The organism is Ornithinimicrobium carbonis (genome assembly GCF_050703245.1).
Taxonomy (GTDB): Bacteria; Actinomycetota; Actinomycetes; order Actinomycetales; family Dermatophilaceae; genus Ornithinicoccus.
The window spans coordinates 3,453,941-3,471,029 of the sequence record NZ_CP192647.1; the positions used below are offsets into that span (position 1 = coordinate 3,453,941).

At 74.3% G+C, this 17,089-nt stretch carries 14 protein-coding genes; 3 read left to right on the forward strand and 11 right to left on the reverse strand.

Annotated elements, in window-relative coordinates; all coding sequences use genetic code 11:
* Nucleotides 1–52: 52 nt before the first annotated feature.
* The 7 genes from ACQ95T_RS17400 to ACQ95T_RS17430 all read right to left on the reverse strand — a co-directional run bounded on the left by ACQ95T_RS17400 (nt 53) and on the right by ACQ95T_RS17430 (nt 10,364).
* Nucleotides 53–637, reverse strand: a complete 585-nt coding sequence (locus ACQ95T_RS17400) for a hypothetical protein (RefSeq protein WP_425942129.1) — start codon at nt 635–637, stop codon at nt 53–55.
* Complete coding sequence (locus ACQ95T_RS17405) at nt 634–1,062, reverse strand: hypothetical protein (RefSeq protein ID WP_431473172.1); 429 nt, start codon at nt 1,060–1,062, stop codon at nt 634–636. The genes ACQ95T_RS17400 and ACQ95T_RS17405 overlap by 4 nt, the downstream gene beginning before the upstream one ends.
* Before the next feature lie 2,169 nt (nt 1,063–3,231).
* On the reverse strand, nt 3,232–5,049 hold the full coding sequence (locus ACQ95T_RS17410; protein WP_425942133.1) for an ABC transporter ATP-binding protein: 1,818 nt from the start codon (nt 5,047–5,049) through the stop codon (nt 3,232–3,234).
* Nucleotides 5,036–6,463 carry a glycosyltransferase family 4 protein gene (locus ACQ95T_RS17415; protein ID WP_425942135.1) on the reverse strand — a complete coding sequence of 476 codons (1,428 nt, stop codon included), beginning with the start codon at nt 6,461–6,463 and terminating at the stop codon, nt 5,036–5,038. Before ACQ95T_RS17415 ends, ACQ95T_RS17410 begins: the two co-directional genes overlap by 14 nt.
* Nucleotides 6,460–8,004, reverse strand: a complete 1,545-nt coding sequence (locus ACQ95T_RS17420) for a glycosyltransferase (RefSeq protein WP_425942137.1) — start codon at nt 8,002–8,004, stop codon at nt 6,460–6,462. Before ACQ95T_RS17420 ends, ACQ95T_RS17415 begins: the two co-directional genes overlap by 4 nt.
* The gene (locus tag ACQ95T_RS17425) at nt 7,994–9,364 is read right to left on the reverse strand and encodes a glycosyltransferase family protein (RefSeq protein ID WP_431473173.1); all 1,371 of its coding nucleotides are present in this window, start codon (nt 9,362–9,364) and stop codon (nt 7,994–7,996) included. Before ACQ95T_RS17425 ends, ACQ95T_RS17420 begins: the two co-directional genes overlap by 11 nt.
* Nucleotides 9,365–9,698: 334 nt before the next feature.
* Nucleotides 9,699–10,364: a response regulator transcription factor gene (locus ACQ95T_RS17430; RefSeq protein WP_425942141.1), complete on the reverse strand. Its 666-nt coding sequence runs from the start codon at nt 10,362–10,364 to the stop codon at nt 9,699–9,701.
* Between the two features lie 282 nt (nt 10,365–10,646).
* On the opposite strand from ACQ95T_RS17430, the gene ACQ95T_RS17435 reads away from it, so the two are divergent.
* Together ACQ95T_RS17435 and ACQ95T_RS17440 are read left to right on the forward strand one after the other, a co-directional pair.
* Nucleotides 10,647–11,693: a hypothetical protein gene (locus ACQ95T_RS17435; RefSeq protein ID WP_425942143.1), complete on the forward strand. Its 1,047-nt coding sequence runs from the start codon at nt 10,647–10,649 to the stop codon at nt 11,691–11,693.
* Nucleotides 11,694–12,155: 462 nt separating this feature from the next.
* Nucleotides 12,156–12,416, forward strand: a complete 261-nt coding sequence (locus ACQ95T_RS17440) for a hypothetical protein (RefSeq protein WP_425942145.1) — start codon at nt 12,156–12,158, stop codon at nt 12,414–12,416.
* 114 nt (nt 12,417–12,530) lie between these two features.
* On the opposite strand, the gene ACQ95T_RS17445 is transcribed toward ACQ95T_RS17440, so the two are convergent.
* From ACQ95T_RS17445 to ACQ95T_RS17455, 3 genes are all read right to left on the reverse strand, one after another.
* Nucleotides 12,531–13,682 carry a sensor histidine kinase gene (locus ACQ95T_RS17445; RefSeq protein ID WP_431473852.1) on the reverse strand — a complete coding sequence of 384 codons (1,152 nt, stop codon included), beginning with the start codon at nt 13,680–13,682 and terminating at the stop codon, nt 12,531–12,533.
* Nucleotides 13,683–13,881: 199 nt separating this feature from the next.
* Nucleotides 13,882–15,048 carry a DUF2891 family protein gene (locus ACQ95T_RS17450; RefSeq protein ID WP_431473174.1) on the reverse strand — a complete coding sequence of 389 codons (1,167 nt, stop codon included), beginning with the start codon at nt 15,046–15,048 and terminating at the stop codon, nt 13,882–13,884.
* A gap of 23 nt (nt 15,049–15,071) precedes the next feature.
* Complete coding sequence (locus ACQ95T_RS17455; RefSeq protein ID WP_431473175.1) at nt 15,072–15,350, reverse strand: DUF2891 family protein; 279 nt, start codon at nt 15,348–15,350, stop codon at nt 15,072–15,074.
* Between ACQ95T_RS17455 and ACQ95T_RS17460 the strand changes: the two genes are divergently transcribed.
* Entirely contained in the window at nt 15,349–16,158 is an 810-nt protein-coding gene (locus ACQ95T_RS17460) for a thioesterase family protein (RefSeq protein ID WP_425942151.1), read from the forward strand. The genes ACQ95T_RS17455 and ACQ95T_RS17460 overlap by 2 nt on opposite strands.
* A gap of 238 nt (nt 16,159–16,396) precedes the next feature.
* On the opposite strand, the gene ACQ95T_RS17465 is transcribed toward ACQ95T_RS17460, so the two are convergent.
* Nucleotides 16,397–17,014 carry a DUF4230 domain-containing protein gene (locus ACQ95T_RS17465; protein WP_425942153.1) on the reverse strand — a complete coding sequence of 206 codons (618 nt, stop codon included), beginning with the start codon at nt 17,012–17,014 and terminating at the stop codon, nt 16,397–16,399.
* Nucleotides 17,015–17,089 lie beyond the last annotated feature (75 nt).

The following is a 17,089-nucleotide window of genomic DNA, read 5'->3' on the forward strand; positions in this document are numbered from 1 at the left end:
GGTCACGGTAACCGGGCGAGCAGGGGATCAGCCGTGGAGGAGGGGGCGGGCGTCAGTCGTCGTCGTCATCGTCGTCGTCGTCGTCATCATCGTCGTCGTCGTCGTCGTCGTCCCAGTCGTCCTCGTCCGCGCCGGGAGCCACGGGCGCGGGCTGGACGGGGATGGGCGCTGGCTGCTCGGCGGCGCGACGCTCCTCCTCGGCGGCACGCTCCTCGGCCTCCCGCCGTTCCTCGGCGGCGCGCTCCTCGGCCTCCCGCTCGGCCTCCTCCCGCTCCTGCGCTGCGTCGGCCTCCTCCTGGGCCGCCCGCTCGGCGGCCTCGACCGTCTCCTGCCACCGCTCGCGCAGCTCGGCGGAGGCGTCCGTGAGCACGTCGACCGCGCGGTCGGCCCGGGCCGGGTCACGCCGGACGGCGCCGTCAGCCCCGCCCGCGGTGCTCGCACCGTCGACCTCCGGGGCGACGGGCGGGCCGTCCAGCCCGGCCGCCTCCGCCAGCTCGCGGGCGGTGGCCGGGTCGACGGCACCGGTGATGACCACGCCGGCCCGGTCCTGACCCGCCTCGGCCGTGGCGTCGTACCACAGCCACACCCCCGTCAGACCGACGAGCAGCAGCGCGAGCGCCGACGCGAGGACCTTCATGACACCCAGGATGCACGGTCCGCAGGAGAGGGGGGTGAGACGTCGATGAGAAAGGTCTCATCGAGCGCCCGGGCCCACCGCTCCTCGGCCCACCGGTCGACGGTGCCGCGCCACCGCGGCCGGAACGCGTACACGCACACCAGCCGCACCACGGTCGCCAGCTCGGCCCTCCGGCTGGCTGCGACCCCGTCGTGGCCGAGCTCTCCCAGGACCTCACCGACGGCTCCGACGACGACCTCCGACGACGCCGGCGCCCAGAGCCCCTGCGCCCGGCGCAGGTCGGCGTGCACGGCCAGGTTGACCGGGTCCAGGACCGGGTCGGCCAGGCAGACGGTGTCCAGGTCGAGCACACCCAGCCGTGGACCGCCGCGCGCCGGTCCGTCCCACAGCAGCTGCTTGTCGTGCAGGTCCCGGTGGGTGGGCACGAGCCTGGGGGGGGTCCTGCCGATCGCAGCCGGTCGGCGACCCACCGGCCCCGCTCGACCCACCGGCCGCCCAGCAGACCCGCCTCCTGCGCGCGGTCGACCCAGGTCAGCACGACCTCGGCCTCGTCCGCCGCCGTGTGCCGAGGGAGGTCGGCGACCAGCCCGTCCAGCTCCTGCAGACGCGTCCACGCCCGCGCCCAGTCGCGCCATACCTGCGTCCACTGCGGGGAGCCGGACAGCTCGTGCACCGACCGGCCCGGCAACCGCGCGAAGGTCACCGTGTCGTCGTCGGCTGCCAGGACGGCCGGCGCGGCCAGCCCGGCGGCCCGCGCGAACCCGGCACCGACCCGCCCGGCCTCGGCGACCGCGGGGGCGCGACCGGGGCGGAGCACCTTGACGTACCCCTCCCCCGTGCGCACCACCGCGCGCCGCCCGGCCCGGTGCACGACGACCTCGCCGTCGGCGACGCGGGCGAGCGCGGGCAGGCGGGGGTCCTCCGCGGGCGGCAGGAGGAACCGAGGTATGCCGTCGCGCCCCACGGTCCCGGCCCGCACCCGGCCGAGGTGGTCCCGGCCCTCCACGGTGGTCTCGCGGAACCCGTTCCGGACCCGGCCCGGCCAGGCGCGGTCGACGCCGATCCGGTGCCGTGCGTCGGCACCCCGGCCCGCAGCTGCGGGCTCGACGGGCGTCGAGGGTGCGGCGTCGACGGGCGTCGAGGTGGTGAGAACCGTGGCGGGGCTGGCGACAGGACTCCCCGCGTCGGAAGGGGCCGGGGCCCGCGTCGCGCGCGGCCAGGCGTCCTGCTCGGGGACGAGCCGTGCGGCCAGGAGGCTGCGGCGGGCGGTCTCGGCGTGCCAGCCGGGGCGCTGGGCGCGCCAGGGCTCGGCCACGCGGGCGAGCAGGGCCGCCGCGACCCAGGGTCCGGGGACGACGAGGGGGGCCCCGGTCGTCGTGGCGTACCCGTCGGCGAGCGCCGCCAGCGCCTCCGGAACGGCCAGCACCGGGTCGTCATCTGCGAGCGCGGTGGCCAGGAGCACGGCGTGGTCGAGGACGGGGACCGACAGCGCCGCCCGGTCCAGGTCGGTGAGCCGGACAGCTGGCCGGTGGGTGGGGCGGTGACCGATGGGCGGCTCGTCGGTGGCGTGCCGACCCACCAGGACGAGGCACTGGTCGAGCGAGAAGTCGCCGTGGACCAGGACGAGGGGGACGTGCGGACCCGGGTTCTCCTCGGGCAGCAGCGCCAGGGCACGGGCCGCGGCGGAGGCTGCCCCAGGGGCGACCTGCTCCAGCAGCGCGACCGAGTCGGCGGCGGCGGCGCGCAGCTCGGACCAACCCCGCCGCGGCAGGTCGGGCCGGTCCGACGTGCCGGCCGGGTCCGCCCGGTGCAGCCGGCCGAGGGCCTCACCCACCGCCCGCAGGACGTCGGGGTCGGTGCTCCCGGAGGCATCCTTTCCGGGGACCCAGGGCCACACGGAGGTGCGGGAGGAGGCGGCCGGGTGGGAGCGGTTTGGGACGAGGAGGCCGTGTGCGGAGGGCCGTCGCTCACCGGGTCGGCCGGGGAGCGCCAGGGGCCGACCAAAGGGATCCCCTCCGCGACGAGCGGGCGGGTCGTGCGTTCCAGGCGACGACGGTGCCGGTCCGCCGTCACCCTCAGCACGAGGTCGTCGTGGCGCAGGACGAGACGGCGCAGCGGGTTGTAGCGAAGGATCGTGGACCGCCCGACCAGGTCCTCGGCGCTCCCGTGGACCCCGGGCACCGGCAGGACCACGGGCGGCCTGCTGCCGCGGGACCCCGGCGGCTCGCTCGGTCCCACCCCGCCCCGGACCTCTCCCATCGCGGCCGCCACGCCCACCAGCTCCCGGGCCAGCCGCAGGTCGGTCGCGACCGGACCCCACTGGACCACGGTGTCGCGACCGGTGAGCTCGGCCTCACCCAGGCGGTCGGCCAGCCCGACCTCCTCGGCCACCGCCCGGGCCTTGTCCGCCTTGGCCCGGGCGTCGCCGGTCAGCGTGCGGATCCAGCCCCAGGGCCGTCCCTCCCCGTCGACCAGGGCCGCCGTCGTGCTGACGCCTGGCTTGGGCCGCAGGTGGGTGGCACGGACCGGCCGGCCCACGAGGGCGGTCAGGCGGTCCGGGTCCAGCAGCAGGGACAGCCCCGCGTCCGCCAGGCTCACGAGACGCTCCGCAGGGCGTGCTGATCGTGCGGACCGGCAGCGGTCGTCTCCTCCTCGAGCACCCGCTCCAGCGGCGCGTCCTGCGGCGACCCGTCCCAGGTCACCCGGCCGCCCTCGACCACGACGACCCGGTCGGCCCGGCGGGCGGTCTGGGCGTCGTGCGTGACGACCAGGCAGGTCCGGCCGCGGGACAGCTCCTCGATGGCCCGGCTGACCAGCTCGACGTTCTCGGGGTCCAGCCCGGTCGTCGGCTCGTCCAGCAGCAGCACCGGCGCGTCCCGCAGGAACGCGCGGGCCAGCGAGATCCGCTGCCGCTGACCGCCCGAGAGGCTGCCGCCGCGCTCGGTGACGAGCGACTGCATACCCTCCGGGAGGGCGTCGGTGAACTCGTCCACCCCCGCCAGCCGCGCGGCGCGCGCGACCTCGACGTCGCTCGCCCCGGGGCGGCCGTGGCGGATGTTGTCCTCGACCGTTCCGGTGAACAGCACCGCGTCCTGCTGCACGAGCGCGGTCTGCGCCCGCAGCCCGGTGACGTCGAGGCGCCGCAGGTCGATGCCGTCGAGCCGCACGCTGCCCCGGTCGGGGTCGACGAGGCGGAGCGCGAGGGCGACGAGCGTCGACTTGCCGGAGCCGGACGGACCGACGAGCGCGACCTGCTGACCTGCGGGGACGTGGAGGGAGAAGCCCCGCAGCACGGGAACCTCGGGCACGAAGGACAGGTCGACGTCGCGCCACTCCAGCTCACCGCGGACGGTGCGCGGCAGCGGGGTCGGCTCGGCCGGGGAGGTGATGTCCGGGACGACGTCGAGCAGGTCGGCGACCCGCTCGCCGGAGGCGGTCGCGCGGGCGATGCGGCCGGTGTACTTGGCCATGTCCCGCAGCGGCTTCATCGCCGTCTTGAGGTAGGTCAGCACGATGACCAGGTCGCCGGGGGTCATCGCGCCCTGGACGACGCGCAGCCCGCCGATGAACAGCACGGCCGCCGTCGCGACGCCCACCAGGACGTCGGTGCGCCGCTCGAGCCCGGCCGCCAGCCGCTTGGCCTGCACGCCGTCCTTGAGCGCGCGCGAGTTGGACCCCCGGAAGTGCTGCGCGCGGTCGTCCTCCATCCCGTACGCGTGCACGTGCGTCATCCCGGAGAGCGTCTCCTGGGCGATGTTGGCCAGGTCCCCCTCGCTGCGGCGGGTCTTGCGCGAGGCCTGCGTGATCCGGCTGCTGCTGCGCGGCGAGGACAGCGCGAACAGCAGCACGGCCACGAGCACGACGAGGGCGATGACCGGGTCGAGCCAGGTGATGACGCCCAGCATCGCGACGAGCGTGATGACGTTGACGAGCAGCGGCATTCCCGCCGAGACGGCGACCTCCTGCAGCCGGCCGACGTCGGCCACGAGCCGCTGGACGGTGTCGCCGGACCGCGCAGTCCCGTGGAAGCTGCGGCTGAGCGACTGCACGTGGTCGAACGCCTGAGCGCGCAGCGCCGTCGCGATCCGCGACCCGCCCAGCGCGAACGCCACGGTCGCGCCGAAGTTGCACACCGCTCGCAGGCCGATGATCGAGACCGTCGCGAGCGCACAGGCGAGCAGGAGCTGCACGCCCGCGGTCGGGCCGGCCTCGCCCAGGTCGGCGCCCAGGCTGCGGGTCACCGCGTCGACGACCAGCTTGGTGGGCCACGGCTCGAGGATGCGGAAGCCGACCTCGAGCAGCAGCAGCCCGCCGCCCCCGGCGAGCAGCAGCCGCTGCCCGGGCAGGTGCGGGCGCAGCAGGCCCAGGGTGCGCCGCAGCGCGGACGGGTCGACGGTGTCACGCGAGGCCACGGGCACCTCCGGCGAGGACGGGGTATGCGGTCGCGCCACCGGGCGCGCCCGTGGACGGGACGGGAACCGGGCGAGGGTCGGTGGGCGACCCGGCGAGCGGGGCGAGCGTCGCCTCGAGGACCGCGTGCCAGGAGTGGGAGGCCACCATGGCCTCGCGGCCGGCCCGGCCCATCTGCTGCGCCCGGGCGGGGTCCGCGACGAGGGCGTCGATCGCGGCCGCCAGGGCCGCGGGGTCGGACGGCGAGACGAGGACGCCGGTGCGCCCGTCCTGCACCACCGCAGGGATCTGGCCGATGCGGGAGGCGACGACGGGCAGTGCGGCCGCGGCGTACTCGTAGACCTTGAGCGGCGAGAAGTAGTGGTCTCCCGACTCCGGGTAGGGCGCGACCGCCACGAGAGCCCCCTCCAGGGTGGCCGGGACCTGCTCCGGCGCCACGGCTCCCATGAGCTCGACCGGCCGGCCGCAGGTGGCGGCGAGCTCCTCGACGACCTGGCGCTGCGGCCCGTCGCCGACGATCCGCAGCCGCCAGGGCCGGTGGGCCAGGGCCGCTGCGCGGAGCAGGTCCTCGACCCCGTGCCACGGCTTGAGGGTGCCGACGAACACGACGACAGGATCGTCCGACAGGTCGGGGGTGGTCGGGCGGATCCGGTCGGTGTTGACGCCGTTGGGCGTGACCACGACCACCGGACCCTCCTGCGTCCAATCCCACCCTGGACAGGCGTCCACGGGTGCGGGGACAGAGGCGTCCGCCGGTTCAGCACCACCGCCGTGCATCGCTGTCGTGTCACCGTGGTCGTCCTGGCGACCGATGTGACACGACTGCTGTGCACGGTGGTCGTCACGGACCGCTAGACGCTCGACCATCTGGCCCCGCACCCAGTCGGCGACGGGTTCGGAGACGCAGGCCACGACGTCGGCGGCGGCCAGCTGGTCGGCCAGCGCACGGCGGGAACCCGTCTCGTCGACCAGGACCCGGTGGGTGCGCTGCTCGTCGATCAGCGGGGCGTTGACCTCCAGGACCGTGGCCACCTCGGCACCGCGCGCCGCCAGACCGGCCCGCACGTCGACCAGGACGGTCGAGAACAAGGAGTACCGCTCGTGCACGACGTCGGGCCCCCGCTCGAGGACCATCCGGGCGATCTGCGCGGCGGCCTTCTGCTGGGCCGACTCGCGTTCGACGACCTGGTCGCGCGACGAACCCTCCCGGGGGACCTTGGCGACCGGCACGACGTGCACCGGCAGGTCGGCCAGGTCGGCGGGGACGTCGTCACCGCGGCGTACGGCGTACACCTCGACGGAGGCGCCCCGTGCCCGCCACGCCCGGACGAGCTCCTGGATGTGCACGCTCGCCCCCTTGGTCCCGAAGACCGGGATGCCGGGGTCGGCGCAGACGTAGGCGACGGTGAGGCTCATCGCGCACCGGCCATCGTCGGGACGGCACCCGTCGGCTCCTCGTCGGTGCCGTCCCCGGCGGACGCTTCGGAGGTGGCGGCCCGTGCGGGGTCCTCTGCGGCGACGCCGAAGGCTTCACCGTCACCGGAGCCGGCGCGCGGCATACCCTCTAGCGCAGCCAGGCGACGGCTCTGGCGGGCGGTGTCGAACTCCGCCTCCACCAGCGCCCGGGCGGCCCGGGCCACCTCCACCCGGGGCCACGTCGGGTCCGCGACCTCGGCGAGCCCACCGGCGAGCCGCTCCGCGAGGTCGGACGGGTCGGCGCCCAGGAGGATGCCGGTCGCCGGGCCGTGCTCGCCGCCGGGATGGACCGCCTCCGAGATGCCGGTCACGTCGGTCGCGATGCACGGGACGCCGCTGGCCATCGCCTCGAGGAGCACGGTGGGCAGGCCGTCCGCGTTGCCGTCCGCGCCGACGATGCAGGGCGCCACGAGGACGTCGGCCGCGGCGAGCTCCTCGACGAGCTCGGCCTGGCTGCGCGGCCCGAGGAGGGTGACGGTCCCGCCCAGCCCGGCGGCCTCGACCTGGGCGGCGAGGTCCGGCCCGAGCTCGCCGTCGCCGACGATCCGGACCTCGAGCGACAGTCGCCCGGGGGTGCGGTCGGGGGTCCGGTCAGAGCCGGGCGTTGCCGCCGCCGACCCGTCCCCGGCTGGCCCGTCCCCGGCTGGCCCGTCCCCGGCTGGCCTGTCCCCGGCTGGCCCGTCCCCGGCGTGGCCACCCCCCGCCAGCAGCCGCGCGGCCTCGACGAGGTGGGTGAACCCCTTCTTCTCCACCAGCCGCCCCACGGCCAGCACCCGAAGCCGGTTCCGCGGCATCTGCGGGTCCCGGTAGCCGAACCTCGACAGCTCCAGCCCGTTGCGCACCAGCACGACCGTGTCGGCCAGCGTCGGGTCGAGCGCGAGGAGGAAGCGCCGGTTGTAGTCGCTGATCGCCACCACCCGGCTCGCCCGTCGCAGCACCTCGCGCAGCACGACCCGGTCGACGCTGTCGTGGAAGAGGTCCTTGGCGTGCGTGGTCACGGTGTAGGGGATGCTGGTCAGCGCCGCGGCGATCGCGGTCGCCCACGAGGCCATCGACGCGAAGTGCACGTGCACGTGCGTGATCCCGTCGGCCCGCAGCCGCAGCGCGAGGTCGACGCCCTGGGTGACGACCGAGGGGTCGAGCCGCACGAGCAGCGGCATGAGGGCCCCGAACCGCTCGCCGAACCCGGGCAGCTCGGCCTGCGCCCGCGCGAGGACCTCCCACTCGGTGGCCAGCTTGTGCGGCCGCGGCAGGTGGGTCACCGGCGCGCGGACCTGCGCCAGCTGTGGGTGGAAGCGCGCGTCGCTCGTGGGCCGCAGCGCGTAGATCGCCAGCTCCTCCCCCGCCGCCTCGCGGGCCAGGATCTCGGTGACGACGAAGGTCTCGGAGAACCGGGGGTAGACCTTGAGCACGTAGGCCGTGCGCCGCGGGGGTGCCGCGGGGGCGGTCACGGGTGCGAGGGTGGTCGGTTCAGCCTGCATGGCGCAGCTCCTCGGATCGGGCGGCAGGGATCGGGTATGCGGTCGCGTCGGCCAGGTGGTCGACCCGGGCGGAGGTGGCGGTGGAGGTCGCCGCCCCGTCGCAGGTCAGCCGGACCGTGGACCGCACCACGGCGGACAGGCCGGCGAGGTCGAGGTGGCTTCGGTCGACCCGACGGTCGACGGCACCGGCCCACCAGTCGCCGATGCGGGCGGGGGACAGGTCGCGCTGGCGCAGCACGTCGGCGGCACCCGCCTCGGCCAGCCCCTCGGCGCGGATCAGCTGCTCCCGGCGGGGCCACTCGCGGGGCACGAGCAGCGCGGGGACGTCGGTGGCCATCGACTCGGCGACGGTGTTGTACCCGGCCATCGAGACGGCGGCGACGGCTTGACGGATCAGGCCGCCGGCGTCGGGCACCGAGCGGACGACCCTGGTGCGGGGCCCGGCCGCCAGCTCTACGCTGCGGTGGTCGGCGTCGGCCATCTGCGGCCCGGTGACCACGACGTGGCGGTGGCCGGCGGGGACCGGTGCGGCCGCGGCGGCCAGGCACAGCGCCACCCCGTCGCTCCCGCCGCCGCCGGCCGTGGTGATGAGGTAGGGCCGTTCGGGGTGCAGGTCGTCGGGGTCCTCGGCGCGGCCGTGGGACAGGTAGCCCTGGTAGCGGGCCAGGTCGTGGAGCGCCTCGGGGAGCTCCCCGGTGGTGCGGAGGTCGTGGACGCGAGGATCGCCATACACCCAGATCTCGTCGAAGAGCTCCCGCACGACGGACGCGGGGGTGCGCGACCACTCGGCCGCGACGGCCGACGGGTCGTCGAGGACCTCGCGCAGACCCAGGACGGTGCGGGCGCCGGCTCGGGTGGCGCGCAGCTCGGCGAGGGCGGGGGCCAGCTCGCCGTCGACGCCCAGCGCGTGCCGGTCGACGACGACGAGGTCCGGCGCGAAGGCGTTGAGGGTGGCGCGGACGATCTCGCTGCGCAGCCCGGTGACGGCGGCCATCCCGATGCCGAGGTTGCGCGGTCCGTAGCCGGTGCCGCTCTTGCCGACCGCTGGGAGCGTGACGACGTCGAAACCGTCGGGGACCGAGGCGCCCGATGTGCCGGCCACGCCGTTGACGAGCAGGCCGGTGACCTGCCGACCGGTGAGTCCGGGCAGTCCGCCCGCGAGCGCATGGGCCAGCGCCCGGTTGCGCCGGAAGTGGCCCAGGCCCTGGGAGTCGTGGGAGTAGAAGACCACCCGGACCGGCTCGGCCACGGCGTGCCGGACGGGACCGGACGCGGGATGGGCGACCGGGGCCGGTGCGGCATCCTGGGCGGGACCGGACGTGGGATGGGCGACCGGCGGTGGCACGGTGTCCCTGCTCATGGTCGTCCTCCTCGTCCCAGCCGTCGGGATGACGGCTGTGGAACGAGTCAACTACCGGGGGATGAGCACAGGATGACGTCCCGGTGAGAGTGCTCTCATGCGTCCGCCAGCAGGTCCTGGCCGAGCGCCGCGAAAGGGTTGCGGCCGCGACCGCGCGACCACGCTGCCTGGTCGCTGCAGGTGGGGGTCGAGCGCCCGATCACGCTGGCGGGTGGATGCAGGTGGGGCAAGCGGCCGATCACGCTGGCTGGTCGCTGGAGGTGAGAGTCGACCGTGCGATCACGGTGGCTGGTCGCTGGACGTGGGAGGCGAGCGGTGCCGAGGTGCGGCCTCGTCAGGATTCGAAGCGGTAGCCGATCCCGCGCACGGTGGTGATCCGGTCGGCACCCAGCTTGGTGCGCAGGTAGCGGATGTAGACGTCGACGACGTTGGAGCTGCCCGTCACCTCGTACCCCCAGACCCGGTCGAGGAGCTGGTCGCGGCTGAGGGCCTGGCCGGCGTGCTCCATCAGCTCGCGCGCCAGGGTGAACTCCCGGGCGGACAGGTCGACCGGCGTCCCGTCGACCTCGGCCGTGTGGGCGACGAGGTCCAGGACCACGCCTCCGGCTATGACCTGCTGGGCGTCGGTGCTGACGTGAGTCTTCTGCCGAAGCCGGACCTTGACCCGGGCCAGCAGCTCCTCCACGCGGAAAGGTTTGGCCAGGTAGTCGTCCGCGCCGTTCTCCAGTCCGGAGACCGTGTCCTCGACCGAGTCGCGGGCCGTGCACATGATGATCGGGACCGGGTCCTCCATCGTGCGCAGCATCCTGAGCACGGTGAACCCGTCCATCCGCGGCAGCCCGACGTCGAGGACGACGAGGTCGACGTTGCCCTCGGCGACAACCTCGAGCGTGGCCAACCCGTCGCTCACGACGGTCGTCCGGTAGCCGGCCCCCCGCAGACCGCGATCGATGACGCGGGCGATGCCCTCCTCGTCCTCCGCGATCAGGATGTGATGCATCCGGTCAGGGTAGTCGGGGGCGGGAAGGGCCACGACGGCGAGCGGGGGGTCGGCCGATAACGAAGGTGTCATCCACTTTGCCCGCAGGCCGGACGAGATGACCTGGGCAAACGCGGGTGGGATTCGTCCAAAGTGGATGAGACCCCTGGCCCGACGGCTGACAGGCCCGACGGCTGACACTTGAGCAGATCGGGCGATCATCATTGTGCGGCGGTCGTGTCGTCCACAGGCTGGCGCGGTGCGGCAGCGGCGGGAGGCCCCGATGCGTCATCGTGCTGCGGCATGGATGGGGACCTGGAGAGCTACCTGGCCGAGCACGACCAGATCGTCACCGCGCGGGAGGCCAGGTCGGTGGGGATCAGGACCGAGAAGATCCGCGCGGCGGTGCACACCGGAGAGCTGGTCCGGGTGGTCCGCGGGGGTTACGTCACGAGGTCGGCGATGCTGGCTGTGCGATTCGAGGCGCGGCACGTCCTCAGGACCACCGTCCTGCTGCGCACCCGCCCCGAGGACCTCGCGGCCAGCCACACCAGTGCGGCGGTGATGTGGGGTCTGCCGGTGACGACCTCGGCGATGGAACGCATGCATGTCTGCCACCGGACGCGGAAGGGAACGACCCGTCTGCACCGCGAGTTCACGGTGCACTGCTGCCCGGGCGAGGGCGCCGTCGTCGCGGCACAGGTCGTCCGGTCCTCGAACGCCTTCGGGATCGTCCTGCCTGACCCCACGTCTGACCGGGCCCATGCCGTCGCCGGACCCTCCCGGTGCGAGGCACCGACCGTGCCGGTGGTCCATCCGGCCGTCGCCGCCATCCAGAGCGCACTCCTCACCCGCCCGAGCATCGCGGTCAGCATCATGGACGCCGTCCGTCACCGTGGCCTGGCGACCGTCCCCCAGCTGCAGGACTGGCTCGGCCGGATGCGCTTCGTCCCCGGCATCCCGCACGCCCGTGAGGCGCTGGAGAGGTCGGACGGGTTGGCCGAGTCGTCGCCCGAGTCCTGGCTGCGGCTCATCCTCCTCGAGCTCGGGTACACGGTCGTGGCGCAGCACGCCATCTGCGAGGACGGCCGGGTCTTCGCGCGGGTCGACTTCTACCTGCCCGAGCTGGGGGTAGTCGTGGAGTTCGACGGGCGGGTGAAGTACGTCCGGGCCGACGGAACGGGTGACGCTGACGCCGTCGTCGCCGAGAAGCACCGGGAGGACCGCATCCGGCGTCTGGGGTATGGCGTGGTCCGCGTGGGGAACGAGGATCTGACGAAGCCTGAGCTCATCGACCGCTACATCAAGGACGCCGCGAGGACCGTCCCACGGGTCAGGCCCGCCTCCTGAGCGTCGGCATCACTGCATCTCATAGCCGTCGCATCGTTCACCGGCGAGCACCCTGGGCAGGGTCTCGTCCACTTTGCACAGATTGCTAAAAGCGCGACCTGCGAAAACGCGATCGGCAGATGTGCAAACCGGACGACACCCCCAGGCGGACACCGGACGAGACCACGGGCCCAGTGCTGGAGGACACCCCAGGGCCGGCGCTGGAGGACGACCGGCCAATCCCGACAGCACCACGCCAGCACGCTGCGACGCCCCCCGACAGCACCACGCCAGCACGCTGCGACGCCCCCCGACAACACCACGCCAGCACGCTGCGACGCCCCCCGACAGCACCACGCCAGCGCGCTGCGACAGCCGTCGACGATCCCCAGACAGCCCCCCTGAACAGCGACGATGCGGGTCCGCCACATCCCTGTGGACAACAGACTTGGGAAAGCCTGGGAGCGGGGTTATGGTCCTCCGATGCGTTCACTCAACCTCGTGCGCGTTGGCGTCGTCTGCCTGATGGTCGGCCTCGTCCTCCTGGCCGCCGGATCTGCCCTCGTCGACCGGACCGCAGCCTCCGAGCTCCTTCAGCCCCTGCTCACCGCCTGCACCTACGCACTGGTGACCAGCGGGGTGGGTCTGCTGGCCATGGGGGCGGCCTTCCCGGACATCCCCGACAGCGAGCCGGGCCACGATCCGGCCGCCGCGCACCCCACGACCCCCTTCGCCCACCGCTGACCCGGGTCGGCGTGCCATCCCGGCTAACCCGGTCCACGCGCACCTCGACGACCCGCCCACGCTCATCCGTCGCTGACCCGGTCCGCACCCACGAACCAGAGCCGTCCAGCCCCGTCAGTCGCTGACCACACCCTGAGGCACCCCGTCCCGGTGCTCCGCCTGGCGGCCATCCCCCTCAAGGCCACCCTCCTCCGGCCTCCCCAAGTCGGGCAGGAAGATCCGGAACGTCGACCCGACGCCCTCCTCGGACTCCACCCCGACCGCGCCGCCGTGCGCCTCCGCGATCACCCGCACGATCGGCAGGCCGAGACCGGACCCCTCGGTCTGGGCGGCGTTCTCGGCGCGGGTGAACCGGTCGAACACCCGCTCCCGGCTCTCCCGCGGTATGCCGATCCCCCGGTCGCTCACCCCCAGCACCAGGTAGCGCGGGGCCGGGCGGGCACCGAGCTCCTCGGCCAGACGGCCCAGGCCCGACCCCGCCGGCGCCCACGCCGTGGACAGCTCGACGGTCGACCCCTCCCCGCTGAACTTCACCGCGTTCGCCGCCAGCTGGACCAGCGCCTGGAGCACACGCTGGCGGTCCAGCTCCACGACCCCCTCGGCCCCGACGTCCAGCCGCCAGGCCCGGGGCCCGAGCGCCGTGATCCGGTCCATGGCCTCCACCGCCAGCTGGGTCACGTCGGTCCCTGCCGGCCGCAGGAAGTCCGGCCGCTGCGAGCGCGCGAGCATGAGCAGGTCGTCCACGAGCCGCTGCATCCGGTCGACCTCCTCGAGGATCAACCGCCGCGAGGCCGCCACGTCCTCGGCGTCCCGCGTGTCGAGCAGCTCGGCGTTGCCCCGGACGATCGTCAGCGGGGTCCGCAGCTCGTGGGCCGCGTCGTCCAGGAACTGCCGCTGCTCCCGCACGCCGGCCTCGATCCGGTCGAGCATGTCGTTGTAGCGCACCGCCAGCTCGGCCACCTCCGTGTCGGCCGACTCCACCTCCACCCTCCGGCTCAGGTCCTCGGTGGTGGTCTCGGCGGTCGCCTGCTGCAGGTCGCGCAGCGGCCGCAGCAGCCGTCCCAGCGACAGGTGCGCCAGCAGCGCCGCGACCGAGAGCACGGCCAGCGACAGCCCGGCGTACGTCAGCGCCTGCCGGGTGACCTGCGTGCTCTGCCGCCCCAGGTCGATGACGACGACGAACGTGGCCTCACGCGTCTCCCCCGGCAGCTGGACGTCGCTGACGAGCATCCGCAGCGAGGTGTCCTGCGAGCTCAGCGTCGTCATCCGGGCCCGCCCCTCCTCCACGGCCAGCTCCTCGACCGCCTCCCGGATGTCCGGGTGCCGCACGTCGAACGGCCGCTCGCCGCCGGAGTAGAGGACGACCTGCCCGTCGACCACCGCCAGCAGCGCCTCGTCCTCCCCTGCCACCGCGGTCTGCAGGAAGGTCAGGAAAAGCTGGTCGGCGTCCCGGTAGGGCTGCCCGTCACCGTCCGGCCCCGATTGCGCGAGCAGCAGCAGCTCGGACTGCTCCTGCAGCAGCTCGGCGTCCACCCGCTCCACGAGGGAGCGGTAGCCCAGCGCGTAGTTCACCAGCCCGGTCACCAGCAGGCCCACCGTCATCACCGCGACGATGAGGGCCAGCAGGCGTTGTCGCACGGACCACGCGCGCCCCCTCACGGCGAACCCCCCCGTCCTGCCGGCGCGAGGACGCGCCACGGCCGCCCTGCCGGCGCGGCGTGACACGGCCGTCCTGCCGGCGCGGCGCGACGCGGCCGTCCTGTCGGGGCGAGGGCGGGACGCCACGAGACCCGGCCCCGGCCCACCGCTCCTCCAGCACCCCGCGGGCCAGCAGCGCGAACGACACGAGCCAGTGGGTCGCCATGAAGTCCCCGTCGGTGATCTGCCGCAGCACCGCCGCCTCCTGCGCGTCGGCCGCCGCCCGCAACCGCCCGGCCACTCCGTCAACCTCGACCCGCCCCGCCAGCACCCTCAGCTGCCAGGCCCGGCTGAGCGCGAGCCCGAGCAGGTGGGCGTACTGCCCGTTCGTCGGGTCGCCCACCTCCGGCACCTCCAGCAGGTGCTCGTGCCGCCCCTCGCCGAGCCCGGGCAGGAACCCGTCCAGCCACGCCGCGAGCGCTCCCGGCTCGAGCACCCGCGTCATGAGCCCGGCCTCGGTCAGCGCGGGGCTGAGGAAGTCGGTGCCCCCGGGCTCCCACGCGGTCGGCGCACCCGCGTCCTCCCCGAACCACGTGAGCGCCTTCTCCCGGCACGCGGCCACGACGTCGTCCCGCCCCAGCCGCTCGAAGGCGTCGACGAGCAGCCACAGCGCGAAGGCGTCGTTCTGGTGCTTCCCGTGCCGCACCGGGTACGTCTGCCGCGGCAACCACCCCAGCACGTGCTCGGCCAGGACCTCCCCCAGCGGCGCCAGTGCGTCGGCCCAGGACGACCAGGGGGTATGCCGCGCGCCGGCGGAGCCCTCCCCCGCCCCGCCCGCGGTCCCCGGCTGGGAGTTGTCCCCGTGCTCCTCCGCCCGCTCCATGGCGTCCGAGCCCAACCCCGCCACCCCCTCCGTCACCGACGCGACCAGCTGGGCGGCCCAGGCCCAGCCGTAGGGCCGCTCGAAAGCCGGGCGCTCCCGCAGGTAGGCCACCTCGACCGTGAGGTTCTGCGCGGTCAGCCGCTCCCCCCCAGCAGACCGACCACGGCGGCGCTCTCCTCCTCGCCGAGCGCGTCGGCATACCGGAGCAGGAGGGTGACCAGGGACCACTGGACGTGCACGCAGGAGTGCCAGTCCAGGGACCCGTGGAAGGCGGGGTGCAGACGCTCGGGGACGAGGGTGGTGTCGTCGGGGCCGGTGACGACGTGGCCCGGCGCCCACGGGTAGGGCGTCGTGACGACCGCGCGCGCGATGCGGCTCCAGGCGGCGGCGTCGGGCGGCGGGAGGGGGGCCATGGTCCATTACTACACTCGCCGGGTGAGCGCGGATGAGAACCAGGACTTCTACTACGTCGCGCAGGGGAAGGGTCGGTACGCGCCGACCCTCCGTGCCCAGGGCGCCTGGCAGGAGACCGAGCAGCACATGGCGCCGGTCGCCGGGCTGCTCGTGCACTGCCTGGAGCGGCACGACCCGCGGCCCGAGCTCCAGTGGGCGCGGATCACCTTCGACATCCTGGGGATGATCCACCTGGAGGAGACGACCGTGGTCACGCGCACGCTGCGGCCGGGGCGGACGATCGAGCTGGTGGAGGCGACCGCCAGCGCCGGTGGGCGTGACGTCGTGCGGGCGACCGCGTGGCGGCTGGCCAGGGCCGACACCGCGCAGGTCGCGGGCGTGGAGGCGCCGTCGCTGCCGGGGCCGGACGGGGTGCCGCCGTGGACGGGGATGGAGCACTGGGGCGGCGGGTTCATCCACTCCCTGGAGTTCCTGTCCGCGGAGTCGAGGCCGGGGCGGGGGCAGGCCTGGGTGCGGACGCCGGTCGGGCTGGTGGACGGGGAGGAGAGCAGCCGGTTCGCGCGGTGGTGCGGGCTGCTGGACGTGGCCAACGGGGTCGCGAACCGGCGGCCGCCGACGGAGTGGCTCTATCCGAACGTCGACCTCACGCTGCACCTGCACCGCCAGCCCGAGGGTGAGTGGGTCGGGCTGGACACCTCGGTCAGCTGGGGGCCGGGCGGAACCGGCCAGACGTCGTCGGTGGTGCACGACAGGTCGGGACCGGTCGGGACGGTGGAGCAGTCGCTGACGATCCGGGCGAGGGGGTAGAAACGGCGGTCCGGGGGGCGATTCATCCAGCGCCGCGGAAAGTGTGATGCAGATCACACGAAACGGGGGCAACGTCTAGCAGTTCCCCGACGTCTTTACTGATGTCGGGACGGGACACCCGATGCAGTCACGAGGGGCGTCGCAATGGCGCGTGGCTCACTGGGGGGAGCAGGGGTGGGGCGCTGGTTCAGGGGACCGGCGCTCCACCTCCTGCGCACCGGCTGACGATCCGCGGTGTTCAACCCTCCACGACCGTCAGCTGGATGTCGAGGGCGCCGAACATGCCGGTCAGCATCTCCCGCGTGTTCTCCTCGGCCTGCTGCACCAGCCCCGACTCCTCGGCTGCGGCCAGCATCCTCTGCTCGGCCTCCTGGTAGAGCTCCTGCTGATCCTGCGCCGAGAGGGCGTCGCCGAGGCGGTTGATCACGCCCCGCTCCTGGGAGACCAGGTAGGTCCGGTCGTGGTCGAGGTTGGGCGCGTCCAGCTGCGGCGCCGGCAGCCGGATCCGTGCCGACGTCCCGTCCGCCGACAGGGTGAGGTCGCCGTCGGCCAGGCCGGAGAGGTCGACGTAGGCGTTGACCGTGCCGGCCGCGACGAACAGCGAGCGCTCGCCGGCGATGAAGCCCGGCACCCACCTCACGTCGTCCTCCTGGTCGAGGACGATCTCGAAGCTGCCGACCGCGGCGTGGAACTGGCTGATGTCCTGGACCGACCGCAGCAGCGCCGGGTGGTTCCGGTCGACCCGTTCTGTCTGGAACGGGAACGTGACCCCCGCCAGACCGGCCGCCCCGATCACCCCGACCATGGCCAGCGCCCCGACCACCAGGAGCGACACGACCTTGAGCACCCTGCCCATGAGGAGTCCCTTCGACGACCACGGTGTCGCGCCATCCCCGGGCACGACCGGATGGCGGAAGCGTAGCCGCGTCCC